Annotated in this window: 23 protein-coding genes and 1 riboswitch; of the genes, 12 read left to right on the top strand and 11 right to left on the bottom strand. The window is 73.3% G+C overall.

Annotation, left to right across the window (positions count from 1 at the left end; translation table 11 throughout):
• Positions 1 to 424: 424 nt before the first annotated feature.
• From pstS to pstB, 4 genes are read left to right on the top strand one after another with little or no spacing between them, the layout of a single operon-like run.
• Positions 425 to 1,531 carry a phosphate ABC transporter substrate-binding protein PstS gene (gene pstS / locus ACIP9D_RS25430; RefSeq protein ID WP_350873392.1) on the top strand — a complete coding sequence of 369 codons (1,107 nt, stop codon included), beginning with the start codon at positions 425 to 427 and terminating at the stop codon, positions 1,529 to 1,531.
• A 38-nt stretch (positions 1,532 to 1,569) separates the two neighbouring features.
• Positions 1,570 to 2,661, top strand: a complete 1,092-nt coding sequence (pstC, locus tag ACIP9D_RS25435) for a phosphate ABC transporter permease subunit PstC (protein ID WP_350873393.1) — start codon at positions 1,570 to 1,572, stop codon at positions 2,659 to 2,661.
• Complete coding sequence (gene pstA / locus ACIP9D_RS25440) at positions 2,658 to 3,746, top strand: phosphate ABC transporter permease PstA (RefSeq protein ID WP_350873394.1); 1,089 nt, start codon at positions 2,658 to 2,660, stop codon at positions 3,744 to 3,746. Before pstC ends, pstA begins: the two co-directional genes overlap by 4 nt.
• Before the next feature lie 20 nt (positions 3,747 to 3,766).
• Complete coding sequence (gene pstB, locus ACIP9D_RS25445) at positions 3,767 to 4,543, top strand: phosphate ABC transporter ATP-binding protein PstB (RefSeq protein WP_350873395.1); 777 nt, start codon at positions 3,767 to 3,769, stop codon at positions 4,541 to 4,543.
• Between the two features lie 129 nt (positions 4,544 to 4,672).
• Here the strand turns inward: pstB and ACIP9D_RS25450 are convergent, their stop codons facing one another.
• A complete protein-coding gene (locus ACIP9D_RS25450; RefSeq protein ID WP_350873396.1) occupies positions 4,673 to 5,506 on the bottom strand; it encodes an NUDIX hydrolase in 834 nt (277 codons plus the stop codon).
• 69 nt (positions 5,507 to 5,575) lie between these two features.
• On the opposite strand from ACIP9D_RS25450, the gene ACIP9D_RS25455 reads away from it, so the two are divergent.
• Positions 5,576 to 6,544, top strand: coding sequence for a Gfo/Idh/MocA family oxidoreductase (locus ACIP9D_RS25455; protein ID WP_350873397.1), 969 nt, complete (start codon positions 5,576 to 5,578; stop codon positions 6,542 to 6,544).
• Between the two features lie 94 nt (positions 6,545 to 6,638).
• On the opposite strand, the gene ACIP9D_RS25460 is transcribed toward ACIP9D_RS25455, so the two are convergent.
• The 3 genes from ACIP9D_RS25460 to ACIP9D_RS25470 all read right to left on the bottom strand — a co-directional run bounded on the left by ACIP9D_RS25460 (position 6,639) and on the right by ACIP9D_RS25470 (position 9,366).
• Positions 6,639 to 7,646, bottom strand: coding sequence for an inorganic phosphate transporter (locus ACIP9D_RS25460; RefSeq protein WP_350873398.1), 1,008 nt, complete (start codon positions 7,644 to 7,646; stop codon positions 6,639 to 6,641).
• 4 nt (positions 7,647 to 7,650) lie between these two features.
• Entirely contained in the window at positions 7,651 to 8,277 is a 627-nt protein-coding gene (locus ACIP9D_RS25465; RefSeq protein ID WP_350873399.1) for a DUF47 family protein, read from the bottom strand.
• Positions 8,278 to 8,406: 129 nt separating this feature from the next.
• Entirely contained in the window at positions 8,407 to 9,366 is a 960-nt protein-coding gene (locus ACIP9D_RS25470; protein ID WP_350873400.1) for a PPK2 family polyphosphate kinase, read from the bottom strand.
• A gap of 173 nt (positions 9,367 to 9,539) precedes the next feature.
• Between ACIP9D_RS25470 and sigJ the strand changes: the two genes are divergently transcribed.
• Positions 9,540 to 10,511, top strand: coding sequence for an RNA polymerase sigma factor SigJ (gene sigJ, locus ACIP9D_RS25475; RefSeq protein ID WP_350873401.1), 972 nt, complete (start codon positions 9,540 to 9,542; stop codon positions 10,509 to 10,511).
• A 17-nt stretch (positions 10,512 to 10,528) separates the two neighbouring features.
• Here sigJ and ACIP9D_RS25480 read toward each other — a convergent pair whose 3' ends face one another.
• Entirely contained in the window at positions 10,529 to 11,035 is a 507-nt protein-coding gene (locus ACIP9D_RS25480) for a DUF402 domain-containing protein (RefSeq protein WP_350873402.1), read from the bottom strand.
• Positions 11,036 to 11,101: 66 nt separating this feature from the next.
• On the opposite strand from ACIP9D_RS25480, the gene ACIP9D_RS25485 reads away from it, so the two are divergent.
• On the top strand, positions 11,102 to 13,354 hold the full coding sequence (locus ACIP9D_RS25485; protein ID WP_400451141.1) for an ATP-dependent DNA helicase: 2,253 nt from the start codon (positions 11,102 to 11,104) through the stop codon (positions 13,352 to 13,354).
• A gap of 48 nt (positions 13,355 to 13,402) precedes the next feature.
• On the opposite strand, the gene ACIP9D_RS25490 is transcribed toward ACIP9D_RS25485, so the two are convergent.
• The gene (locus ACIP9D_RS25490) at positions 13,403 to 14,761 is read right to left on the bottom strand and encodes an AI-2E family transporter (RefSeq protein ID WP_350873404.1); all 1,359 of its coding nucleotides are present in this window, start codon (positions 14,759 to 14,761) and stop codon (positions 13,403 to 13,405) included.
• A 148-nt stretch (positions 14,762 to 14,909) separates the two neighbouring features.
• On the opposite strand from ACIP9D_RS25490, the gene ACIP9D_RS25495 reads away from it, so the two are divergent.
• Positions 14,910 to 15,206, top strand: coding sequence for a GroES family chaperonin (locus ACIP9D_RS25495; RefSeq protein ID WP_396693418.1), 297 nt, complete (start codon positions 14,910 to 14,912; stop codon positions 15,204 to 15,206).
• 120 nt (positions 15,207 to 15,326) lie between these two features.
• Positions 15,327 to 15,494 carry a hypothetical protein gene (locus ACIP9D_RS25500; RefSeq protein WP_350873406.1) on the top strand — a complete coding sequence of 56 codons (168 nt, stop codon included), beginning with the start codon at positions 15,327 to 15,329 and terminating at the stop codon, positions 15,492 to 15,494.
• 147 nt (positions 15,495 to 15,641) lie between these two features.
• On the opposite strand, the gene ACIP9D_RS25505 is transcribed toward ACIP9D_RS25500, so the two are convergent.
• Positions 15,642 to 17,117: a PrsW family intramembrane metalloprotease gene (locus tag ACIP9D_RS25505; protein ID WP_350873407.1), complete on the bottom strand. Its 1,476-nt coding sequence runs from the start codon at positions 17,115 to 17,117 to the stop codon at positions 15,642 to 15,644.
• A 23-nt stretch (positions 17,118 to 17,140) separates the two neighbouring features.
• Positions 17,141 to 17,262, top strand: a riboswitch (SAM riboswitch).
• Between the two features lie 45 nt (positions 17,263 to 17,307).
• Here ACIP9D_RS25505 and ACIP9D_RS25510 point away from each other — a divergent pair.
• Positions 17,308 to 18,573 carry an aminotransferase class V-fold PLP-dependent enzyme gene (locus ACIP9D_RS25510; protein ID WP_350873408.1) on the top strand — a complete coding sequence of 422 codons (1,266 nt, stop codon included), beginning with the start codon at positions 17,308 to 17,310 and terminating at the stop codon, positions 18,571 to 18,573.
• Between the two features lie 24 nt (positions 18,574 to 18,597).
• On the opposite strand, the gene ACIP9D_RS25515 is transcribed toward ACIP9D_RS25510, so the two are convergent.
• Positions 18,598 to 19,866, bottom strand: a complete 1,269-nt coding sequence (locus tag ACIP9D_RS25515) for an aromatic acid exporter family protein (RefSeq protein WP_400451143.1) — start codon at positions 19,864 to 19,866, stop codon at positions 18,598 to 18,600.
• Between the two features lie 80 nt (positions 19,867 to 19,946).
• On the opposite strand from ACIP9D_RS25515, the gene ACIP9D_RS25520 reads away from it, so the two are divergent.
• Positions 19,947 to 20,591, top strand: a complete 645-nt coding sequence (locus tag ACIP9D_RS25520) for a metal-dependent phosphohydrolase (RefSeq protein ID WP_350873410.1) — start codon at positions 19,947 to 19,949, stop codon at positions 20,589 to 20,591.
• Here ACIP9D_RS25520 and ACIP9D_RS25525 read toward each other — a convergent pair.
• A complete protein-coding gene (locus ACIP9D_RS25525; protein ID WP_350873411.1) occupies positions 20,473 to 20,868 on the bottom strand; it encodes a DUF4031 domain-containing protein in 396 nt (131 codons plus the stop codon). The two genes, ACIP9D_RS25520 and ACIP9D_RS25525, sit on opposite strands and share 119 nt — an antisense overlap.
• Before the next feature lie 71 nt (positions 20,869 to 20,939).
• Here ACIP9D_RS25525 and ACIP9D_RS25530 point away from each other — a divergent pair, with 71 nt between their 5' ends.
• Positions 20,940 to 22,340, top strand: a complete 1,401-nt coding sequence (locus ACIP9D_RS25530) for an FAD-linked oxidase C-terminal domain-containing protein (RefSeq protein WP_350873412.1) — start codon at positions 20,940 to 20,942, stop codon at positions 22,338 to 22,340.
• Positions 22,341 to 22,394: 54 nt separating this feature from the next.
• Here the strand turns inward: ACIP9D_RS25530 and ACIP9D_RS25535 are convergent, their stop codons facing one another.
• A complete protein-coding gene (locus ACIP9D_RS25535) occupies positions 22,395 to 22,928 on the bottom strand; it encodes a hypothetical protein (RefSeq protein WP_350873413.1) in 534 nt (177 codons plus the stop codon).
• 120 nt (positions 22,929 to 23,048) lie between these two features.
• Positions 23,049 to 24,860 (bottom strand): glycerol-3-phosphate dehydrogenase/oxidase, encoded by a 1,812-nt coding sequence (locus tag ACIP9D_RS25540; RefSeq protein WP_350873665.1) that lies wholly within the window; start codon positions 24,858 to 24,860, stop codon positions 23,049 to 23,051.
• Positions 24,861 to 24,993: the final 133 nt, after the last annotated feature.

Below are 24,993 nucleotides of genomic sequence, written 5' to 3' on the forward strand. Positions count from 1 at the left end.
GATCAAACGCTGCCTCAAGCGCTACATCGCCCGAGAGCTCTACCGACGCCTCGAAACCCCACCACAACCACTTGACGCGGCATAGGAGCGTCCGGAAGCAGCGCGCCGGCTCGGGGTGCGCGATGACGCCGGTGCGTGACGACGCCGGACGCGACCGGTCACCGACAGATAACGGGGGCGCGTCGGCGCGGTAACACCGTACCGGAAATATACGGATACTTCCGACAGTGGCACGCGAGTTCACTTAACGGACAACTCACCCTCAGCGAGCGGTCACCACCAGGGCCGCACGTGTTCACCTTCCGTTCATTTATGACCGGCGCTCCGGCTACCTGGCCCTCCTAACTTGTGGAATCAGCCGGTCACTGCCGGCCCCCGGGCCCCGATCGGGGCGCCAGGTCAGACGTGAAGGGAAACCCCTCAGGTGAAGCTCCAGCGGCTCGGCGCGATTGCCTCGCTCGCTCTTACCGCGACGCTCGCTCTCAGCGCATGCGGCTCGGACAACAACGAGCCCGCCACCGGTGCCAGCGCCTCCGGCTCGGCGTCCGCAGTCGACTGCGCCACCGGCACGCTGAACGCCCAGGGCTCGTCCGCCCAGAAGAACGCGATGGACGAGTGGATCAAGGCGTACCAGCAGAAGTGCTCCGGCGCCAAGATTAACTACGAGCCCTCCGGCTCCGGCGCCGGCATCCAGGCGTTCATCGCCGGCACCGCCGACTTCGCCGGCTCCGACTCGGCGCTCAAGCCCGAGGAGCAGCCGCAGGCTGACGCCAAGTGCCCCAGCGGCGCGGCCATCCACCTGCCGATGGTGATCGGCCCGGTGGCCATCGCCTACAACCTCGACGGCGTGGACAACCTCCAGCTCAAGCCGGCCACCCTGGCGAAGATCTTCGCCGGCAAGGTGACCAAGTGGGACGACGCGGCGATCAAGGCCGACAACCCCGACGCCAAGCTGCCGTCGACCGCGATCAACGCCGTGCACCGCTCGGACTCCTCCGGCACCACGGACAACTTCACCAACTACCTGACCAAGACCGCTGAGGCCGACTGGACCTTCGGCAAGGCCAAGGAGTGGAAGGCCCCGGGTGGTACCGGTGCCGCCAAGTCCGACGGTGTGGCCAGCGCCATCAAGGGTCAGGCCGGCACCATCGGCTACGTCGAGTGGTCGTACGCCGAGAACGGTGGCCTGAAGATGGCCAAGGTCGGCAACGGTGCGGGTGAGTTCGCCGCGCTGACCGCCGAGTCCGCCGGCAAGACCATCGCCGGGGCCAAGGTCGAGGGCCAGGGCGACGACCTGAAGATGTCGATCGACTACAACACCAAGGAGGCCGGGGCCTACCCGATCGTCCTGGTGACCTACGAGATCGTCTGCGGCAAGGGTCTCGCCGCCGACAAGCTGCCGCTGGTGAAGGGCTTCCTGACCCACGCCGCCAGCACCGAGGGCCAGGCTGCCCTGACCGAGCTGGGCTACGCCCCGCTGCCGGAGACCGTCCGCACCAAGGTCGAGGCCGCGGTCAAGAACATCTCCTGACCCGAACACACCACTCCGCAATCGAATCGAGCGAGCAGATGGGTGAAAACCCCCACCGCTCGGCCGACGCCGGCACCGGCGGGACCCGCGTGACCCAGAGTCACGAGTGGCCCGCCGGTGCCTCGGCGCGTGTGGCCGAGGCACCAGTCAGCACCCGTACCCCGGGCGGCACCGGGCTGGGCGGCGGCGGCGCGCTGCCCCGATCCCGCAAGTTCGGCGCCGAGCGAGCCTTCCGCGGTCTCACCCTGGCCGCCGGCACCGCCGTCCTGGTCATCATCGCGGCGATCGCGGTCTTCCTGATCGCCAAGGCGACACCGGCCCTGCGCGCCAACACCGAGAACTTCTGGACCTTCGAGGGGTGGTTCCCCAACGACGCCGAGCCGAAGTTCGGCATCGGCGCGCTCGCCTTCGGCACCGTGCTCACCGCGGCCCTGGCGCTGGTGGTGGCGGTGCCGGTCGCCCTGGGCATCGCGCTCTACCTCTCCCACTACGCGCCGCGCCGGGTGGGCACCACCCTCGGCTTCCTGATCGACCTGCTCGCCGCCGTGCCCAGCGTGGTCTTCGGTCTGTGGGGCCGGGAGGTCTTCCTGAAGCCGGTACAGGACCTCTCCGTCTGGTTGAACAAGTACTTCAGCTGGATCCCGATCTTCGGCGGCGACGGGCCGTTCGGGAAGTCGATCCTGCTCGGCTCGCTGGTTCTGGCGATCATGGTGCTGCCGATCATCACCTCGCTCTCCCGCGAGGTGTTCCTGCAGACCCCGACCGCCAACGAGGAGGCCGCCCTGGCCCTCGGCGCCACCCGGTGGGAGACGATCCGCACCGCGGTGCTGCCCTACGGCCGGCCCGGCATCATCGCCGCGGTCATGCTCGGCCTGGGACGGGCGCTCGGCGAGACCATCGCGCTGGCGATGACCCTCGGCATCACCTTCGGCATCTCGTTCAACCTGATCGAGAACGGCGGCAACAGCATCGCCGCGAACATCGCCAACACGTTCGGCGAGGCGAACGAGACCGGACGAGGCGCGCTGATCGCCTCCGGCCTGGTGCTCTTCGCGATCACGCTGATCGTCAACATCACCGCGCGCGTGATCATCTACCGCCGCCGGGAGTTCACGGAGTCGGCCGCATGAGCACCAGCGTCACCACCCACCGTCCCCGCCCGGCGGCCCAGCCCGCCACGCTGCGGGCGAAGCGGCTGCCCCGGTACGCCGCACCGCTCATCGCACTGGCGGCCGTGCTGGTCGCCGCCGCCGTGGTGTACGGCGCCGGCATCGGCGGCCCGGCGCTCGTCGTGGTGCTCGGCGCGCTGTTCTACCTGGCCGGGCTCTTCGCCGCGGCGAACGCGGTCGAGGGGCGCCGCTCGGCCCGTAACCGCACCTGGAGCGCGCTGATCCACTCGGCGTTCGTGCTGGCCGTGCTGCCGCTCGCCTCGGTGGTGTGGACGCTGGTCAGCAACGGCGTCGAGCGGCTCGACGGCAACTTCTTCCTCACCTCGATGAACAACATCGGGGCCCGCGACCCGAACGGCGGCGCCTACCACGCGATCGTGGGCACGCTGGAGCAGGTCGGCATCGCCGCCCTGATCACCGTCCCGCTGGGCATCCTCTGCGCCATCTACGTGGTCGAGTACGGCCGGGGCAAGTTCGCCTTCGCGATCCGGTTCTTCGTCGACGTGATGACCGGCATCCCGTCGATCGTCTCGGGTCTCTTCGTCCTGGCGTTCTGGGTGCTGATCGTGTCGCCGTGGTTCAACGACGGCCGGCCGAGCTTCTCCGGCTTCGCCGCGGCGCTCGCGCTCAGCGTGCTGATGCTGCCCACCGTGGTCCGCTCCACCGAGGAGATGCTGCGCCTCGTCCCGGCGCCGCTGCGCGAGGGCGCGTACGCCCTCGGCGTGCCGAAGTGGAAGACGATCGTGCGGATCGTGCTGCCGACCGCGCTGCCGGGCATCGTGACCGGCGTCATGCTCTCCATCGCCCGCGCCGCGGGCGAGACGGCGCCGGTGCTGCTCGTCGCCGGCGGCGGCGCAGGGATCAACTTCAACGCGTTCGAGAACAACCAGTCGTCGCTGGCGCTCTTCGTCTACCAGCAGGCCGGCGACGCCTCCCGGTACGCGCCCGCGCGGGCGTGGACCGCCGCCCTCACCCTGGTCGCCCTCGTGCTGATCCTGACGATCGCGGCGAAGCTGCTGGCCCGTCGCAACCGGCTCGGCCGATGAACCCCGGAGGTACCACCACCATGGCCAAGCGCATCGAAGCCTCGAACGTCACCGCCTACTACGGCGGCTTCAAGGCGATCGAGAACATCAGCCTGACCGTCGAGCCCAAGACGGTGACCGCCCTGATCGGCCCGTCCGGCTGCGGCAAGTCCACCTTCCTCCGCTCGATCAACCGGATGCACGAGGTGCTCCCCGGTGCCCGGGTCGAGGGCAGCCTCACCATCGACGACCAGGACATCTACGACCGGGACGTGGACGTGACCGCGGTCCGGCGCATGATCGGCATGGTCTTCCAGCGGCCGAACCCGTTCCCCACCATGAGCATCTACGAGAACGTGGTCGCCGGGCTCCGGCTCAACGGCGTACGGAAGAAGTCGATCCTGGACGAGGCCGCGGAGAAGGCGCTCCGCTCGGCGAACCTCTGGGACGAGGTCAAGGACCGGCTCGGCAAGCCCGGCGCCGGGCTCTCCGGCGGTCAGCAGCAGCGGCTCTGCATCGCCCGGACGATCGCGGTCGAGCCGCAGGTCGTACTCATGGACGAGCCCTGCTCGGCGCTCGACCCGATCTCCACGCTGGCCATCGAGGACCTGATGTTCCAGCTCAAGGACAAGTTCACGATCATCATCGTCACGCACAACATGCAGCAGGCAGCCCGCGTCTCGGACCGCACGGCGTTCTTCTCGATCGAGAAGACCGGCGACCCGGGCCGGCTGATCGAGTACGACAACACCCAGCGGATCTTCAGCAACCCGAGCGTGAAGAAGACCGAGGACTACATCACCGGCCGCTTCGGCTGAGCCGTCCCCGGCACGCGTTCCACGGCAGAGTGGCCATTCAAAGGGGGATGGCCACTCTCTCCGTATCCGGGGTCACGGCGACCGCCGGGCCGGTGCCGGCCGGCGGGTCCGGCCGGCCGGCGACGGGTGTCAGGGCAGCAGGAAGCGCGGTTCGCCGTCCGGGGACAACTCCAGGCGCGGGGTGACCGGGGTGGCCGCGTCCCGGGTCGCCGCCGCCCGCACCACGCCGGCCAGGTCACCGGCGGCCGCTACCTGGGCCAGGGTGACCAGGGTCGGTGGCAGCATCGTCAGCTCGCCCGCCTCGGCCCGGTCCCGGGCCTGCGCCGGGCGGATCCAGAGCGCGTGGTCGGCCTCGCCCGAGACGTTGCGGGTCCGCTGCCCCTCGGGCAGCAGAGCCACGAAGAAGTACGTGTCGAACCGGCGCGGCTCGAACTCCGGGGTGATCCACCGGCTCCACGGCAGCAGCAGGTCGGAGCGGAGGGTGAGCCCGCGAGCGGCGAGCAGGTCGGCGAAGCCGCCCCGGTGCTGCTCCAGCGCGACCCGGGCGGCCTCCCAGTCGTCCCCGCTGACGTCGCCGACCACGCTCGCCGCGTCGGCGCCGGCGAGGAGCACCCCGGCCTCCTCGAAGACCTCTCGCCCGGCGGCGCAGACCACCGCCTGCGCGGCGTCCGGCGCGAGCCCGAGCCGGCCGCCCCAGTCCGCCGGGGTCGGGCCGGCCCAGCCGAGGTGCGCCTGGGAATCCGACCGATCCACCCCGCCGCCGGGAAAGGCGTACATCCCGCCGAAGGCCATCGCGGCGACCCGGCGGATCAGGTACACCTCGAAGTCGTCGCCGGCCGGACGGAGCAGCAGCACCGTCGCCGCCACCCGGGGCACGGCCGGTACGCCGCCCTCGGCCCGGAACCGCCGGGCGTGCTCCACCAGGGCCGGCGGCGCGGCGAAGCCGTCGCGGTCGATCGTCATGCCGCGAGCCTAGTTCCCGATGGTGGATCATCCGATCGGCCGCCCGTCGCTCTTCGCTAGCGTTGCGGCATGACTCGTTGGGGAATCCTGGCCACCGGCCACATCGCCGGTCGGTTCGCCGAAGACCTCCGGCACGTACCGGGAGCCGAGCTGGTCGCGGTCGGTTCCCGGACCGCGGAAAGCGCGAAGCTCTTCGCCGACCGGCACGGCGCCCCACGGGCGTACGGCTCCTGGGCGGAGCTGGCCGCGGACCCGGAGCTGGACGCGGTGTACGTGGCGACGCCGCACGCCGCCCACCACGAGGCCGCCATGACGCTGCTGGCCGCCGGACGAGCGGTGCTGCTGGAGAAGCCGTTCACCCTCGACCTGGCGACCAGCACCGAGCTGGTCGAGACCGCCCGCGCCGCCGGGGTCTTCCTGATGGAGGCCATGTGGATGCGATGTAATCCGATGATCCTGCGGGTGGTCGAGCTGATCGCAGACGGGGCGATCGGCACGGTGACCGCCGTGCAGGCCGACTTCGGGGTGGCCGGGCCGTTCCCACCCGAGCACCGCATGCGGGCCCGGGTGCTGGGCGGTGGCGCCCTGCTCGACCTCGGCGTCTACCCGCTGAGCCTGGCGCACCTGCTGCTCGGGGTGCCCCAGCACGTCCGGTCCTGGGCCAAGCTGAGCCCGGAGGGGGTGGACGAGAACACCGGCGTCGTCCTCGGCTACGACTCGGGTGCGGTCGCCACCCTGAGCTGCGGCATCGTGGGCGCCAGCCCGCTGGTCGCCTCGATCATCGGCACCGCCGGCCGGATCGAGCTGCCGTCGCCGTTCTTCCGGCCGGCCGCGCTGACCCTGCACCGCGCCGACGCCGAGCCGGAGACGATCGCCGCCGACCTGACCGGGGGTGGCTACCAGTACGAGGCGATCGAGGTACAGCGCTGTCTGGCGGCGGGGCTCACCGAGAGCCCGCTGGTGCCGCACGCGACCACCCTCGAGGTGATGGCCCTGCTCGACACCATCCGCGGCCAGATCGGCGTGGACTACGCGTGACAGCGGTCCCGTCGCCGATCCGGCGGCGGTCGGACATGCCACGGGCCCCCGGTCGCCGTTCGAGCGGCGACCGGGGGCCCGGTGTCGTTGGCGGTCAGCCGAAGAGCGGGCGGACCAGCAGGTAGGTGAGGCAGGCGATCAGCGCGGCCGCCGGGAACGTGATGATCCAGGCGAGGACGATGTTGCCGGCGACGTTCCAGCGCACGGCGGAGAGCCGCTTGGTCGCGCCCACACCCATGATCGCCGAGGTGATCGTGTGGGTGGTGGAGATCGGCGCCTTCAGCACCAGGGCGTTGAAGTAGAGCACCGCGCTGGCCACCGTCTCGGCGGCGAAGCCCTCCGGCGGGCCGAGGTCGATGATCTTCCGACCCAGGGTCCGGATGATCCGCCAGCCGCCGGCGTACGTGCCGAGCGCCAGCATGGTCGCCGAGGTCCAGAAGACCCAGCCCGGGATGTGCGTCTTGTCGTCCTGGAAGCCACCGGTGTAGAGGGCGAGGACCACGATGCCCATGGTCTTCGCCGCGTCCTGCATGCCGTGGCCGACCGACATGGCCGCCGCCGAGGCGGTCTGCGCCCAGCGGAAGCCCCGGTTGAGCTTGCCCGGCTGCCCCTTCCGGAACAGCCAGAGGATGGCCAGCATCACCAGGTAGCCGAGGGTGAGGCCGACGATCGGCGAGAGCACCATCGGCAGGAGGACCTTCTCCCCGATGTTGACCCACTGCACGATGCCGCCGGCGGAGAGCAGGGTCGCGCCGACCAGGCCGCCGAAGAGCGCGTGCGAGGAGGACGACGGCAGGCCGAAGTACCAGGTGATCAGGTTCCAGGCGATCGCCCCGAGCACGCCGGCGAAGACCACCCCCAGGCTGGACACCCCGGTGGGCAGGGACACCAGGCCGTCGCCGACCGTCTTGGCCACCCCGGCGCCGAAGTGGGCGCCGACGAAGTTGCCGACCGCGGCCAGCAGCAGGGCGATCCTGGGGGTCAACGCGCGGGTCGAGACACTTGTCGCGATCGCGTTGGCGGCGTCGTGGAAGCCGTTGGTGTAGTCGAACGCCAGGGCCACCGCGATCACCGCCAGCACGGCGATGAGTTCGGGTGTCACAGGATCAGGACTCCTTGACCGCGATGGTCTCGACGGTGTTGGCCACGTGCTCGAAGGCGTCGCAGGCGGCCTCAAGCTCGTCGGCGACCTCCTTCATCTTGAGCACGGTCAACGCGTCGTACTCGCCGGAGAAGAGTCGGACCAGCAGCATCCGGTACGCCTGGTCGCCTTCGTTCTCCAGCCGGTTGCACTCGATCCAGTAGTCCTCGAGATCCTTCATCGACTTGAGCCGGGGCATCGCCTCGGCGGTCAGCTTCGCCTGCTGGTCGAGCACGTTGACCAGCTCGTGCATCTCCCGGGGCAGCGACGGCAGCTTGGTCAGGCCGTAGAGGTAGAGCAGGTTGCCGACCGCCTCCAGGTGGTCCATCACGTCGTCGAGCAGCGAGCCGAGCCGGTAGATGTCCTCCCGGTCGAACGGCGTGATGAAGGTGGAGTTGATCTTTTTGTACAGCTCGTGGGTGATCTGGTCGCTGTCGTGCTCCACCTCGGTGAGCCGCTCGCTCACCGACTGCACCTCGACGCCCGGCAGGGACAGCTCGTTGAGCAGCTCGGTGCCCCGGACCAGGTTCTGTGCGGCCCTGGTGAAGAGCTCGTAGAAGGCGCCCTCGGTGGGGCGGAAGGAAAACTTCACTGCACGGACCTCGTCGTGTCGGTGGAAGGGTGGCGGAGCCCGCGCGAGCGCCCGCCCTGGGAATGCTAGGGAACGCTGATGGCGGGCATTCGGCGGCCCACCCCTGGTAGGGCCGCATTCACCGCTCGTTCACCTGCCGTTCACCTCGGTCGTCCCTTCCGTCTCCACTCCCCCAGACCGCAGCCGCTCGCGCTCCCGCGCCAGGTCGAAACCGGCTGGCGGATACCCCAGGTCGAGAGTGTCGAACGTCTCCCGGAGCAGGTGCGCCACCGCCCAGTCCCGGTACCACTTCCGGTCGGCCGGCACCACGAACCAGGGCGCGGAGTCCGGGCCGCAGCGGCTCAGCGCGTCGGCGTACGCGGCCTGGTAGTCGTCCCACCGGGCCCGGGCGTCGACGTCCGAGGGGTTGTACTTCCAGTGCTTGCGCGGGTCGTCGAGCCGTGCCAGCAGGCGCGCGCCCTGCTCGGCGTAGGAGATGTGCAGCATCACCTTGACCAGGGTCACCCCGGCATCGGTCAGCTCCCGCTCGAAGGTGTTTATCTCGTCGTACCTGGCCCGCCAGACGGCCGCCGGCACCAGCGACCCGACCCGGGCCGCCAGCACGTCCTCGTAGTGCGAGCGGTTGAAGACGCCCACGTACCCGGGCGGCGGCAACGCCCGCCGGATCCGCCAGAGGAAGTCGTGCCGTAGCTCCTCGGGCGTGGGCGGCCCGAAGGAGCGGATGTGCAGGCCGAGCGGGTTCATCGCGCCGGCGACCCGCTTGATCGTGCCGTCCTTGCCGCCACTGTCCATCGCCTGGAGCACGAGCAGCACCCGGGGCGGCGCGGAGCCGGCCGGATCGGGCGCGGACTCGGCGGCCTTGGCGGTGGCGTAGAGCATCTCCTGCTGGCGGCCGAGCCCGGCACCGAGCAGCTCGACCTGCTCCCGGGCCCAGCCCTTGCGGTGCTCGCCGGTCACCGTCACGTCGGGCAGCCCCGGCGTGGACCGCGGGTCGATCGAGCCGAGGTCGACCGGAGCGGTCACCCGCAGCAGCTCCCGCACCGGCCCGCCGACCGGCGGTACGACGACTCTCTCCCGGGGTGCGCTCATCCCCGGATCATCACCCACCCGCCCCGGATCCGCCCGTCGAGCGGCCACTCCCGGCCCGGCCGCTCCGCCCGCCGAGCGGAGCTTGCGTGGCCTGGTTGTCACATTCGGGGCGGCGGCGGCGTCCCAAGGGCGGGAGGATGTGCGCCGGAACTCGGCGGCGGAAGGGGCACCTGGTGCGGGATCTGGCGACGGAGTTCGAGGCCGAGCGGGGGCGGCTGCTGGCGGTGGCCCATCGGATGCTGGGCAGCCGCAGCGAGGCCGAGGACGCCGTGCAGGAGACCTGGCTGCGCTACGCGAACGCGCTCGCCGACCCGGCCGCCCGCGCCGAGATCCGCGAGCTGTCCGCCTGGCTGACCACCACCTGCGCCCGGATCTGCCTGGACGTGCTGCGCTCCGCCCGGGTACGCCGGGAGGCGTACGTCGGCCAGTGGCTGCCGGAGCCGGTGGTGACCCCGGCGGAGTCCGCAGGCCGGGGTGACGGTTTCGCCCCCGATCCGGCCGAACGGGCGGTCCGTACCGATCAGCTCGGCACCGCCCTGCTGGTGGTGCTGGAACGGCTCGCGCCGGAGCAGCGGGTCGCCTTCGTCCTGCACGACGTGTTCGCGGTGCCGTTCGCCCGGATCGCCGAGGCGCTCGGCACCAGCGAGGTCGCCGCCCGGCAGCTCGCCTCCCGGGCCCGCCGCGCGGTCAGCGCGCCGGACCTCCCCCGGCACACCGCCGACCCGGCCGAGCAGCGGCGGGTGGTCGCCGCGTTCGTCGCCGCCGCCGAGTCCGGCGAGCTGGACCGGCTGCTGCACCTGCTCGCCCCGGACGTGGTCCTCATCGGCGACAGCGGCGGGCACTTCCCCACGGCCCGCCGCCCGATCGTCGGCGCGGACGCGGTCGGCCGCTTCACCGTCGGACTCTTCGGCCGGGCCGGCCGCTACCACCAGCAGCTGCTCGCGCGGCCGGTGCTGATCGACGGCGTGTTCGGACTCCAGCTCGAGACGGTGCACACCGACGGCCGGCCGATCCGGCTGGTCACCGCGTTCGCGGTGCACGACGGCCGGATAACCGCGATCTTCAACCAGCTCAACCCGGAGAAGCTCACCGACCTGCCGCCGCTCGACCCGGCCGAGGCGCAGGTGTGGCCGCCCCGCTGGTGAGCCGGTGGCCCGCCCGCTCAGACCACCAGGGCCAGCCACTTCCGGTAGGAGGTGGCGAACGGCTCGGTGCCATCGCCGAGCGCCTCGAAGAGCCACCGGGCCGCCGCCTCCGCCTCGACCACCAGCTCCTCCGGATAGCCGAACCGGACCCGGTGCTCGGCGAACTCGTCCTCGTCACGCAGCTCGACCGCGCCGGTGGCCCGGCGGCGGACCACGTCCAGGTCGAGGTCGAAGAGGTGGACGGTGTCGTCGGATTCCCACCGGGCCGGGCTGGCGATGTCGCAGTAGACCTCGCTGGTCCGCGGCGGCGGGTTGAACATGCCGGTCCACCAGGCGGAATGCGGGACCAGGAGGACGAACGGGATCTGCTCCACCGACGGTCGACCGTGGTAGACCGACTTGGTGCCGGCCGGTACGCCGAGCCAGACGCCGAGGTCGTCCTCGGCGAGCCGACGGGCCGGGTAGTCGCGGTGGGCGCTGCCGTCGTACTTGCGGTAGATCACGCGGACCACGTCGCTCGGCATGAGTCGCACCCTAACCGATCCCACCCACTCGTCGTAGCGCCGCCGTAACCGGACGGGCAGGCTGGAATTCCGCACCGGGAGCACGCCACGCGGCGGAGCGGCGCGGCCGGTGTCGGCGGCGACGGGTACCGTCGCACGGTGACTCCGCCCCGCGCCGCCACCGGATCCAGCACCCCGTCGGCCCGCTCCGGCCGGCGCCGGGGCGCCCGGTCGAGCGGCGCGGAACTCCTCGCGGCCGCCGTGGGCGCGGTGCCCGGCGGCGCCGCCCGCCCCGGCCAGCAGGAGATGGCCACGGCGATCGAGGAGTGCGTGTCGTCCCGCGAGCACCTGCTGGTCCAGGCCGGCACGGGCACCGGCAAGTCGCTGGCCTACCTCGCCCCGGCGCTGACCGTCGACGGGCCGGTGGTGGTCTCCACCGCCACCCTGGCTCTGCAGTCCCAGCTGGTCGAGCACGATCTGCCCCGGCTCGCCGACGCGGTCGAGCCGCTGCTGGGCCGCCGGCCCACCTTCGCCGTGCTCAAGGGTCGGCACCACTACCTGTGCCTGGCCCGGCTGGACAACTCGACCGCGGAGGAGCCGGAGGACACGCTCTTCGACGCGCCCGCGGCCCGCCCGGCCGCCGGCAAGTGGCTCGGTGAGGCGGGCCGGCTCGGCAAGCAGGTCGAGCGGTTGCGCGACTGGGCGGCGGAGACCGAGACCGGCGACCGGGACGAGCTGGATCCGGGCGTCGACGACCAGGCCTGGCGGCTGGTCTCGATGCCGGCCCGGGAGTGCGTCGGCGCGGGGCGGTGCCCGTTCGGCGCCGAGTGCTTCGCCGAGGCGTCCCGGGCCCGGGCCCGCGAGGCCGACATCGTGGTGACCAACCACAGCCTGCTCGCGGTCGACATGCTGGCCGGGCGGCAGATCGTGCCGCCGCACAAGCTGCTCGTCGTAGACGAGGCGCACGAACTCGCCGACCGGGTCTCCTCCGCGGCGCAGGCCGAGCTGGTGCCGGAGCTGATCGACCGGTCCACCCGCCGGGCCCGGCCGCTGCTGCGACCGGAGACCGCCGACGCGCTCACCGCCGCCGGCGACGCCCTCGCCGTGGGCCTGGCCGAGGCGCCGGCCGGGCGGATCACCGCCGGGCTGCCCGCGCCGCTGCGCGAGGCGTGCACCCTGCTCGACGCGGCCACCCGCGCCGCGCTCGACGGGATCGGCGACATCAAGGCCGACGACCCCGATCCGGTACGCAAGCAGCAGGCCAAGGCGGTGCTCGACGAGCTGTCCACCACGGCGCAGCGGTTGCTCGAGGAGAGCGAGCACGACGTGGCCTGGGTGGAGAAGCCCGACAACGGCTCGCGTCGGGCGCTGGTGGTGGCGCCGCTCTCGGTCGCCGGGACCCTCGCCACCCACCTCTACGACGAGCGCACCGTGGTGGCCACCTCCGCCACCCTGACCCTGGGCGGCCGGTTCGACACGGTGGCCCGGGCGCTCGGGCTGGACGCGCCGACCCCGGCCCCGCCCTCGCCGGCCGCCGCCGCGCTGGCCGCCTCCACCGGCCGACCCGGTGCGGGCAGGCCGGGCACGGGCGTGAACGGCGCGCCGGCGGCCGCGAGCCGTGCCGAGCCGGGCGGACGACCGGGTGCGCTGATCCCCGCCAGCAGCGGGCCGGGCTGGCGCTCGCTCGACGTCGGCTCGCCGTTCGACTACGCGCGGCAGGGCATCCTCTACGTCGCCGCGCACCTGCCCCGCCCGAGTGTCTCCGGCCTGCCCGACGCGGCCGGCGAGGAGCTGCTCTCGCTGGTCGAGGCGCTCGGTGGGCGTACTCTCGGGCTCTTCTCCTCGCGGCGGGCCGCGCAGCAGGCGGCGGAGCTGGTGCGCGCGCGGACCGACCTGCCCGTGCTGCTCCAGGGCGAGGAGGCCCTGCCGCTGCTGGTCCGCCGGTTCCGCGAGGAGCGGTCCAGCTGCCTGTTCGGGGTGATGTCGCTCTGGCAGGGCGTCGACGTCCCGGGCGACTCCTGCCAGCTCGTGGTGATCGACCGGCTGCCCTTCCCCCGCCCCGACGAGCCGCTGGCGGCCGCCCGGGCCGCCGCGGTGGACGCCGGCGGCGGGTCGGGCTTCGCCGCGGTCAGCGTGCCGATCGCGGCGATCAGGCTCGCTCAGGGAGTGGGGCGGCTGATCCGGGCGACCGGCGACCGGGGCGTGGTCGCGGTGCTCGACTCGCGGCTGGAGACGGCCCGCGGCTACGGGCCGTTCCTGCGCCGCTCGCTGCCCCCGTTCTGGTACACCACCCGCCCCGACGTCGCCCGGGGCGCCCTGGAGCGCCTCGCCAAGGCCTGAGGCTGCCCGACGCCGGGCACGAGGCCCGGCGCCGGGTCCGGGGTCGCGTCAGGGCGCCTGGGAGGCGACCACCACGGCGTCCGGCGGGGTGTCCGGCACCGTGCGGGCGGCGAGCCGGCGGACCGCGGTGTTGAGCACCGCGATCAGCGGTACGGAGACCAGCGCGCCGGTGATGCCCGCGAGCACCACGCCGGCGGCGATACCGATGATCACCGCGAGCGGGTGGATGGCCACCGCCCGACCCATGATCAGCGGCTGGAGCACGTGCCCCTCCAGCTGCTGAACCCCGACCACCGCGCCGAGGATGATCAGCGCGGTCACCGGGCCGCTGTCGACCAGCGCGACCAGCACCGCCACGCCCCCGGAGAGCGCCGCGCCGACGATCGGGATGAACGCGCCGAGGAAGACCAGGGCGGCCAGCGGGAACGCGAACGGGACGTCGAAGATGACCAGGAAGATGCCGATGCCGACCGCGTCGATGAAGGCCACCAGCACGGTCGCCCGGACGTACGCCCCGAGCGTCGCCCAGGAGGCGCGGCCGGCGTCGTCGACCTTCCACCGGGCGGCCACCGGCAGCAGCCGGACCAGGAAGCGCCAGATCCGGTTGCCGTCGCGGAGGAAGAAGAACGTCGCGAAGAGCACCAGGATGGTGCCGGTCAGCACCTCGGCCAGCGTGGCGGCCGTGCTGAGCGCCCCGCTGGTGAACCGCTGGGTGTTGCCGTTGATCCAGTGCTGCGCCTCGTCGATGTAGCGGTCGAGCTGGGTGTCGGAGAGGTGCAGTGGGCCCGTCTTCAGCCAGTTCTGGATCTGCCGGACGCCCTCCGAGGACTTCTCGCTCAGCTCCGGCACCCCCTGGATGAACTCGTTCACCACCAGGGTCAGCGTGCCGATCACCGCGGCCAGGCCGCCGACCAGCACCACCGCGGTCGCCAACGAACGGGGGAAGCGGGCCCGCAGCAGCCAGCCGACCGCCGGCGCCAGCAGCGCCGAGAGCAGCAGCGCGATGGCCAGCGGGATGATCACGATCTTGATGGTGCTGACGATCATCAGCAGCGCCCAGGCCACCGCGCCGACCACGATCAACCGCCAGGACCAGGCGGCGCCGATCCGCAGCGCGTGCGGCACGTCGGCGTCGTCCCGGCTGGCGGTGGAGGTGTGCATCGCCGCGGGGGCGGGGGCGGGGGCGCCGACCACCGTCGCCGTCGGCGGCGCCACCGGCCCCGGCGAGGTCGGGGAGGCCACTCCGGCCACCTCCGGCGGGTCTTCGGTCCGGTCCCGGCCGGACCGTACGGAGTCCCGTCCCGACTGGTACGCGCGGCCGAGCCGCTCGCGTATCCGCTCGAAGCGGCTCAAGCGCACCTCCTGGCAAGACGACCGGTCCGCCCACGGCGACAGGTCGGACAGCATACGCCGGACCGCACCACAGTAGGGCAGTTCCGCCATCCATTGCCCCGGTCACCACCTCGGTAACCACCGGCGGGCGTCGACCGGGCGACACGGTAGCGTCTGCGGCGTGACCGCCCACGACAATCTCGACTCCGGCCTGCCGATCCGCATGCTGCACGACCGGGTGCTGGTCCGGATGGATGGCAGCGAGGGCGAGCGGCGCTCGACCGCCGGCATCGTGATCCCGGCGACCGCGGCCGTGGGTAAGCGGTTGGCGTGGGCGACCGCCGTCGGGGTGGGTCCGAACGTCCGCTCCATCGTCTCCGGCGACCGGGTGCTCTTCGACCCGGACGACCGCTCGGAGGTCGAGCTGCACGGCCGGGGCTACGTCCTGCTCCGCGAGCGGGACGTGCACGCCGTCGCCGCCGAACGGGTCGAGAACGACTCCACCGGCCTCTACCTCTAGATCCGCACCCCAGGCGTACCCGCCTCGCCGGCGGCGAAGATTCCGCCGTTGCCGTCGCGGGCGTCGTTTGCACCGCCCCCGGCCGGGAAGCCAGCCGCACCACCGCCCTGGGGAGGGACGATGCCCGAGTGGATTAGGAAGCTGCTTTTCTGGGGCTTCATCGGATTCCTGATCTACTTCATGGCGTTCCGGCCGGACGGCGCGGCGGCGACGTTCAAGGCGATCGGCGCGGGCCTCATGGCGATGTTCCAGGGGCTCGGTGACTTCCTCACCGGACTGATGGCCTGACCGGCCGGCCCGCGCCGATCCCGCGACGCCGAGCGGCCGCGCCCGGCCGCCGCGCCGAACCGGCCGCGCGCGCGGAGCACCGGCACGCCGCCCGGTCGGCGCCGGCTCCGCACCCCGGCGCCGCCCGGGAACCAGCGCCCCTCCAGGTCAGGAACGCCCCGGCCAGCCCGGGTGCGGGCCGTACCAGCCCGGCGGCGGATAACCGGCCGGGTGCGGCGGCGGCGCGGCGAGCACCACCGGGATCGGCACCACCGGCTCCTCCGGCGGGTCCACCGCCCGCTGCGAGCCGTCCGGGAACCGCAGGTGGTAGCGGTTCCCGTCCCACACCCCGGCGGGGGCCTGCGGATCGCGACCGGCGAAGTACGACCGGTACGCGGTGATCGCGTCCAGCAACTCCCGTTCCTCCCGCGCGGTCCGCTCCCGGTCCACCGGCCGGCGGTCCAGGCCCCGCAGCGAGCCGTCGCGCAGCAGCGCCAGCCGGGTGGCGGCGAACTGGTAACCACGCATCGCCTTCACCCCGCCGTCGCCGGCCACCCGGCGCGCCCAGGCCCGCGCCGCGTGCCGGCGGCCCAGGCTGCTCAGCGCCGCCACCTCGGGCGGGCTCAGCCAGCCGGCACGGACGTAGTCCGGCAGGGTCCGCTCGGTGAGCCGCCCCTCCCAGGCGCGCAGCCAAACCGCCAGCCCGACCATACCGAAGAAGATCGGCACCATCACCCCGATGAAGCCGTACAGCATGATGAACGCCTGGCCGGTGGCCTGGGTCAGCGTCGGCAGCAGGTTCCAGGTGCCGTGCAGCATCATGGCCAGCAGCAGGCCGGCGATCGGGGCCAGCACCCGGACCCGGCGGTCGGCGGTACGCGCGGCGATGCCCAGCCCCACCCCGGTCATCGAGGTGAAGAGCGGATGGGCGAAGCCGAAGAGCAGGATCCGGACGATGAAGATGGCGATGACCTGCTGGGCGCCGGTCGCCGGCCCGAACTGCTCCACGCCGGTGCGGAAGCCGTAGCCGCCGAGGTAGAGGATGTTCTCCACCATGGCGAAGCCGACCGCGGACAGCCCGCAGTAGACCAGGCCGTCGGTGATGCCCGACCACTCCCGGCGCCGGAAGATCAGCAGCAGGATCGGCCCGAGCGCCTTGGTCAACTCCTCGACGAACGGCGCGACCAGCACGCTGGTGAGGGCGGACGGCAGCCCCCAGTCGTCGAACCGGCGGGCGGCGAACTCGTTCACGGTGAGCGCGGCGGCGGTGGAGACGAACGCGCCCCAGGTGAAGCAGAAGACCAGGTACTTCAGCGGTTCCGGTTCGTACCGGTCGAGCCAGAGGAAGCACCCGACCAGCACCGGCACCGGCAGGATGGCGGCCACCAGGCCGATCAGCAGCGCTTGGGCGCCGAGGCTCTCACCCAGGGTGAAGGCCATGAAGGTCGCGCAGGCGGCGATAAAGAGCACCACCGCGGCGAGCACCAGGAACCGTCGCCAGCCCAGCCGGCGCAGCGGCATCCGGGGCGCGGCACCGGGCGCGGGCGGGGCGGGAGGCGCGGTCGGCGACGGCAGGGCTCCGCCGGGCGGGGTGTCGGCCATGCGGTCAGCGTAGCCATCCCCGGCCGGCTGGTTCGGTCGCATCGGCGGCCGCTATGCTGCCGACAGGTCACGAGCGCCAGCGTCAAGCCCCGGCTTGCTGGCCGGCAACCCTCGTCGAGTTCGCGGTGGGGTGCCCCGGGTGATGACCGGGCCCGGCCCCGATTCGTGAGCCGGGCAAGCGCGGACCCCGTCCCGACGTGCACCCGGGGTCCCGGACCCGGGAGGCTCTGCCATGTCCGTCACCCTCGTACCCGCACTACCCGCTCCGGCCACCGTTCCCGCCGCAGCCGGGCCGCTCGACGTGCTCGGCGTGCCAGGCGAGATCAACCTCGACTACGCGGCCACCGCGCCGTGCGCGCGGGTCGCGGCCGACGCGGTGGCCGAGCTGCTTCCCTGGTACGCCAGCGTGCACCGCGGCGCCGGCGCGCTCTCCCGTCGCTGCACGCTCGCCTACGAGCGGTCCCGGCAGACGGTGGGCGACTTCTTCGGCGCCCGCAGCGACGACCACGTGATCTTCACTCGGAACACCACCGACGCGCTCAACCTGCTCGGACGCGCGTTGCCGCCCGGCACCACCGTGGTCACCTTCGCCGGCGAGCACCACGCGAACCTGCTGCCCTGGCCGCGCGGCTCGGTCCGGCTGCCCGTGCCGGCCGACCCCGGCGAGGCGGTGCGGGCCCTGGACGCGGCCCTCGCCGAGCTGCGGCGGGACGCCAACCCGGGGCTTCCGGTGCTGGTCGCGGTGACCGGGGCCAGCAACGTGACCGGAGAGCGCTGGCCGGTCGCCGAGCTGGCCCGGGTGGCGCGGCGACACGGGGCCCGGATCGCGCTGGACGCCGCCCAGCTCGCCCCGCACGCCCCGGTCGACCTGCTCGAGTTGGACGTCGACTACCTGGCCGTCTCCGGCCACAAGCTCTACGCCCCGTTCGGCGCCGGTGTGCTGATCGGGCGGGCCGACTGGTTGGACGCGGCACCGCCGTACCTCTCCGGTGGCGGCGCCACCAGCCGGGTCGGGGCGGCCACCCACGACGTGAGCTGGGCGCTCGGGCCGGCGCGGCACGAAGCGGGTACGCCCAACCTACTCGGCGCGGTCGCCTTGGCCGCGGTCTGCGCCGCCCTCGCCGACGCCGACCGGGCCGAGCTGCACCGCCGGGAGCAGCGGCTGCTGACCCGGCTGCGGGACGGGCTCGCCGCGCTGCCGCACGTGGTGGAGCTGCGCACCTTCGGCCCGGACGCGCCACGGGTCGGCATCGTCTCGTTCGTGGTCGCCGCGCGGGATTCCGCCGAGGTCGCCGCCGAGCTGGCCCGGGGGCACGCGATCGGGGTGCGCGACGGGCTCTTCTGCGCCCACCCGCTGGCCCGGCGGCTGCTGACCGAGGCGGCGGCCCGTACCGGCCGCCGGGATCTGCCGCCGACCGCGCTGCGGGCCAGTATCGGCCTGGGCAGCACGACGGCGGACGTCGACCGGCTCCTGGCGGCGCTGGCAACCCTCGGTTGACCGCACCGGACGCACCCGGGCCGGTCAGCCGACCGGGGGCGCGGTGGGCTGCTTCGGGCCGCTCTCGTCCGGCTCGGGCCCACCGCCCCGCGGTGCCTCCTGCTCGCCGAAGGACTTCCGGATCAGCCGGTTCGCCTCGTCCTGCTCGATGCCGGAGGCGACCAGGAGATCACTCGCCGTGGTACGCACCTGGGCGATCACCACGCTGCCGGAGAAGCCGACCCCCTCGGCGTACGCCCGGCCGGCCTCGCTGACCGCGCGCAGCGACCGTTCCCGGGACTGCTCCGGCTCGTCACCGACGGCGAACTCGTGCTTGAGCAGGCGGACCGACTCGGCCAGGTGCGAGATGGCGTCCGGCATGGGTCCCGGGATCGGTTCCTCGTCCTCGAGCAGGGTGACCGAGCGCCGGATGAGCGTGCCGCTGTTGCGCATCGCCCGGTCGATCGGGTCGGCCGCCTCGGCGTAGTGGGTCAACTCGTCGCGTCGGTGCCAGCGGGCCGGGGAGAGGGTGGCCGTCTCCTTCGCCCCCTCGATCGCCTCGGCGAGGTTGGCCAGCTCCTCCTTGTTGTCGCGCAGCCGGTCCAGGGCCCGCTGCACGCTGCCCCGGTCCAGGGTGCGCAGTCCCTCGGCGGTCGCGTCGAGCTGGGAGGCGAGCAGGTCCAGCGCTGGCCGGGCGGCGCGATTGATCACCCGGAGCGGGTTGAGCGGCAGCAGGATCGCCGTCACCAGCAGCGCGATCCCGCCGCCCACGAAGGCGTCGATGAACCGGGGGATCTCGAGATCCTGGGTGGAGGGGCTCAACGTCACGATCAGCACGGCGGTGGCGGCGGCCTGGATCACGATCGCGACGCTCGCCCCGGCGAAGATGGTCAGCAGGATGGCCGCCGTGACCACCGCCCCGAGCTGCCACGCGCCGGTGCCGAGCAGGTGGATGAGGAGATCGCCGATGCCCACCCCGATCGCCACGCCGACGATCAGCTCCACGGTCCGCCGGAAGCGCTGGCCGACCGAGGCGGCCAGGGTGCCGACGGCGGAGATCGGCGCGAAGACCGGCTGTGGGTTGCCCAGCAGCCGGTGCGAGACAAGATAGGCCAGCGCGGCCGCCAGCCCGGCCTGCACCGCCAGCCCCGCGGCCATCCGGACCCGGTGCAGCCGATCGTGCAGCGTCGCCTTGCTCCGGTGCCGCACCTGGTCCATCGCCTCGGCGATGCGGGCGCTGTCGATGTCGGCCAGCCGACCGTTCCGCAGGCCGGCACGGCGTAGAAAAGACGGACGTCTGCTCCCCCGGGCCACGGCCATGGCGGGTACTACCCGCGCCGGGCCGGGTGAATCCTCGGCGCTCCGGCGGGAGCGCGGTGCGGCACACTCGACGGGTGGCTGACCTTCTCGACCGGTGGCGGGCGGCGGCGCGGGACGCCGGAGCAACCGACCCCGCCGGGCTGACCGACACCGGGCAGCAGCTGCTGCGCCGGTGGCGTGAGCCGCACCGGCACTACCACACCGTCGACCACCTGAGGGCCGTGCTCGACGTCGTCGACGCGTACGCCGGGCTGGCCGGACGTCCGGACCTGGTCCGGCTGGCGGCCTGGTGCCACGACGCGATCTACGACCCGCGCGCTTCCGGCGACGCCAACGAGCGGGACAGCGCCGAGTTGGCCGACCGGTTGCTGGCCGGGCTCGGGCTGCCGGCCGCGGCGGTGACCGAGGTCCGCCGGCTGGTGCTGCTCACCGCCGGCCACGCGGTGGCCACCGACGACGCCGACGGCGCGCTGCTCTGCGACGCCGACCTGGCCGTGCTGGCCACCTCCCCGCCGGTGTACGACCGCTATGCCGCCGCGATCCGTCGGGAGTACGCCCACGTGCCCGATCCGGACTTCCGGGTCGGCCGCGCCCGGGTGCTCAGCGGGCTGCTCGCCCTGCCGGCGCTGTTCCGCCTGCCGCCGCTGGCCGGACGGTGGGAGCGGCCGGCTCGGGCGAACCTGCACCGGGAGCTGACCGCGCTGACCGGTCCGGCGTAGCCGAGCTGGCCTCGGCGCGGACGACGTGCTTGGGGCGGCGCAGCCCGGCCGCGCGGAGCAGCCGGACCAGCTCCCGGCTGGGCACCACCCGCGCCCCCAGCCAGACCGCCATCGCGAAGCGGTCGGCCGGAATGTCGTAGTGGTCCCGGTCGAAGCCGCGCCGGGGAGCGCCGAGCGCCTCGGCGAAGGCGTGCAACTCGGCGTAGGAGACGTCGCTGATCAGGTGGGACCAGAGCCGGCCGCGGGACGGCCAGCCGGGCCGGTCCAGGTAGAGCATGCCCACCAACCTAGCCCCCGCGCTTGTCGATCATGTTGATGATCGACGGTCGGCGACCTAGCCTCTCCAGCATGGCCGGAAACCCACTCCTCGACGACCTGCGCGCCGCCCTCGGCGAGAGCGCCGTGCTGACCGACCCGGACCTGCTCCGGATGCACGAGCGCGACGAGGCCGACCTCTGCTCGGCGGGCACCCCGCTGGTGGTCACCCGCCCGCGCAGCACCGAGGAGGTGGTGGCCGTGGTCCGGGCGGCCGCCCGACACGGCGTACCGGTGGTGCCGCAGGGCGCGCGGACCGGCCTGGCCGGCGCGGCGAACGCGGTGGACGGCGCCGTGGTGCTGAGCACCGTCGCGATGGACGCGATCCGCGAGATCGACCCGGTGAGCCGGATCGCGGTGGTGCAGCCGGGCGTGGTGAACGCGACGCTGGCCGCGGCGGTGGCGAAGCAGGGGCTCTGGTACCCGCCGGACCCCGGCTCCTGGGAGTCCTCCACCATCGGCGGCAACGTGGCCACCAACGCCGGCGGCATGTGCTGCGTCAAGTACGGCGTCACCACCGAGTACGTGCTCGGCCTGGAGGTCGTGCTCGCCTCCGGGGAGGTGCTGCGCACCGGCCGGCGGACCGCCAAGGGGGTGGCCGGCTACGACCTCACCCGGCTCTTCGTCGGCTCGGAGGGCACCCTCGGGGTGATCACCGAGGTGACCGTGGCGCTGCGCCCCGCCCCGGCGGAGTCGCTCACCCTGGTCGCGGTCTTCCCGTCCACCGCGGCGGCCGGCGCGGCGGTGGCCGAGATCGCCGCCCGCGGGCTCAGCCCGAGCCTGCTGGAGCTGCTCGACCAGACCCACCTGCGGGCCATCGAGGCGTACCAGCCGATGGGGCTGCGGACCGACGCGCAGGCCCTGCTGCTGGCCGCCGCCGACACCGGCACCCGGGCGGCCGACGACCTGGCCGCCCTGGCCGAGGTCTGCGAGTCCGCCGGCGCCGACGAGGTCTATGCGGCCACCGACGCCGTCGAGGCAGCGGCGCTGCTGCAGGCACGACGGCTGGCCCATCCGGCGATGGAGCGGTTCGCCGCGGAGGCGTACCCGGGTGGCAACGGCGGCCTGGTCATCGACGACGTGGCGGTGCCCCGGGCGGCGCTGGCCGCGCTGCTCGACGGGGTGTCCCGGATCGCCGCGGAGTGCGACGTGCCGATCGGCGTGGTGGGGCACGCCGGGGATGGCAACATGCACCCGAACATCGTGGTCGACCGGGCCGACCCGGCCAGCCTCGAGCGGGGCCGGCGCGCGTTCGACGAGATCATGCGGTTGGGCCTGGCGCTCGGCGGCACCTGCACCGGTGAGCACGGGGTGGGGTTGCTCAAGCGGGAGTGGCTGGCCCAGGAGATCGGGCCGGTCGGCGTACGGGTGCACCAGGCGATCAAGGCGGCGCTGGACCCGACGGGCCTGCTCAACCCCGGCAAGGTGCTCTGACCTTCGGAAATCGCAGTCAGCGCTGAGTGACCGGCCCGGGCAGGTCGACCTGGCTCAGCCGGTCAGCTCGGCCGGGGTGGCCTGGGTGAGCAGCAACAGGATCTCGCCGGCGACGGACGGCCGCTCCTCGCCCGGGCAGTCCTGGGAGGTGACCAGGCCCGCCGCGGTGAACAGGCTGGAGGTCAGCGAATCGATGCAGGTGGCCCGGTATCGGCGGGCCTCATCCGTCTCGCTGGCAAGCCCCGGGTCGGCGAGCATCTGCTGCAACCGGCTCGCCTGCTCCGGGTCGAGCGACCCGCTGGAGTTGACCCCGTCGCCGGCGCAGTCGATGCACTGCCAGGTGCCGTCCGGCTCGACCCGCAGGGTACGCAGCGGACCGTCCGCACCCAGCTTCTGCACGAGGCTGACCTGACCGTCGCCGACGGTGGTCGGCACCTCGGGGGCCGGCAGGCCGGCGGCCGCGCCGCCGGGCGTGGGTTTCGGATCCTCGGCCTGCTTTCCGTCGACCAGGGAACACCCGGTCAGCGCGGCGGCCAGCAGCACGCCGAGGAAAGGGACGAGTAGTCGCGTACGGAGAGGGCGCACCACTCGCCGCAACCTACAGGACCGTAGGTTGCGGTCGGTAGCCCTACACCTCGGTAGCTTACGGCGGGCAGTCGGCGGCCGGAACCGCCCCGGCAGGCCGTCGCCGGAGATCTGCTGAGCCGGTCAACGGGACGGCAGCTCGGCCGGGTCGCCGTCGCCGCCCCGGTCGGAGGCGTAGCCCCGGACGTCCGGCGCGCCCAGCCGTGCCGCGTCGGCCGCGACGTCGTCCGGCATCAGCTGCGACTGCCGCTCCGCCTCGACCCGGGCCCGGTAGTGCTCCACCTCGCGGCCCCGGCGGGCGGCGTCCCAGCCGAGCACCGCCCCCATCAGCTCGGCCGTGTGCTCGGCCGACTCCAGACCCCGATGGCTGGTCTCGAAGGAGATCCGGGTCCGCCGGGTGAGCACGTCCTCCAGGTGCAGCGCGCCCTCCGCGCGGGCCGCGTAGGCGACCTCGGCGGCCAGGTACTCCGGTGCCCCGGCCAGCGGGGAGGCGAGCAGCGGGTCGGCGTCGACCAGCGCGAGCACGTCCAGCGTGAGGGTGCCGTACCGCTCCAGCAGGTGCTCCACCACACCGACCGGCACGCCGTGCCGCCGGGCCAGGTCGGCCCGGTCGCGCCACATCGCGGAGTAGCCGTCCGCGCCGAGCAGCGGCAGGTCGGCGGTCCGCGACGGGCGTACGCCGCCCAGCCGGCGTGCCGCCCGGTCCACCACGTCGGTGGCCATCACCCGGTACGTCGTGTACTTGCCGCCGGCGACCAGCAGCAACCCGAGCATCGGCTCGAAGACCGCGTGCTCCCGGGAGAGCTTCGAGGTGGAGTCGGCCTCGCCGGCCAGCAGCGGGCGCAGCCCGGCGTAGACCCCCTCGATGTCGGCCGTGGTGAGCGGCCGGTCCAGCACCTCGTTCACCTGCTTGAGCAGGTAGTCGATGTCACGCGCCGAGGCGGCCGGATGGGAACGGTCGAGCCGCCAGTCGGTGTCGGTGGTGCCGATGATCCAGTGCCCGCCCCACGGGATGACGAAGAGCACCGAGGTGGCGGTACGCAGGATCAGGCCGGTCTCACCGGTGATCGCCGACCGGGGCACCACCAGGTGCACGCCCTTGGAGGCCCGGACCCGAATCCCGGGGCGCAGGCCCACGTCGTTGAGCATCCGGGACATGTCGTCGCTCCACACACCGGTGGCGGCGATGACCGTACGGGCCTGCACCTCGAACTCGGCGTCCGGTGAGCCAGCCGGCGCCTCCAGGTCACGCACCCGGACACCGGTCACCTCACGGGCCTGCCGGATCAGTCCGACGGCCCGGGTGCTGCTCACCACTGTCGCGCCGAGGCTCGCCGCGGTACGGGCCAGGGTGACCACCAGCCGGGCGTCGTCGACCTGGCCGTCGTAGTAGCGGATCGCCCCGGCCAGCGCGTCCGCCCGGAGGCTGGGGAAGATCCGGCGGGCACCCTCCCGGCTCAGGTGCCGGTGCAGCGGCATGCCCCGGCCGGTGCCGAAGAGGCCGGCGAAGACGTCGTACGCCGCCACACCGGCGCCGTAGTAGGAGCGCCGGAAGATCCGGGCGGGCAGGTCACGCACCCCCCGGCCGGCCGGGAGCGGCACCAGGAACGGCACCGGCCGGACCAGGTGCGGCGCCAGCCGGGTGGCCAGCAGCCCGCGCTCGGTGAGCGCCTCGTGGACCAGGTGGAACTCCAACTGCTCCAGGTAACGCAGGCCGCCGTGGATCAGCTTGCTGGACCGGCTGGACGTGCCGGCGGCGAAGTCGCGCGCCTCGACCAGGGCCACCTTGAGCCCTCGGGAGGCGGCGTCCAGCGCGGCGCCCGCCCCGGTCACCCCACCCCCGATGACCAGCACGTCGAAGCGCTCCGCCCGGAGTCTGCGCAGGTCGGCGGCGCGGCGTTCGGGCGACAGCCGGCCGGCGGTGGATCGGGACACGTTGGGGTCGCGCACCCGTCCACGGTAACCGCCAAGACCATCCGGCGGCACGCGGCGCTCCACGCCGCCGCGCCGCGCCGCCCACGGACCGGCCAGCTCGCTCCGCCCGCAGCCGCGATCGCGACCCACAGGG

The sequence above is a fragment of the Micromonospora sp. NPDC093243 genome (genome assembly GCF_044753725.1).
Lineage (GTDB): Bacteria > Actinomycetota > Actinomycetes > Mycobacteriales > Micromonosporaceae > Micromonospora.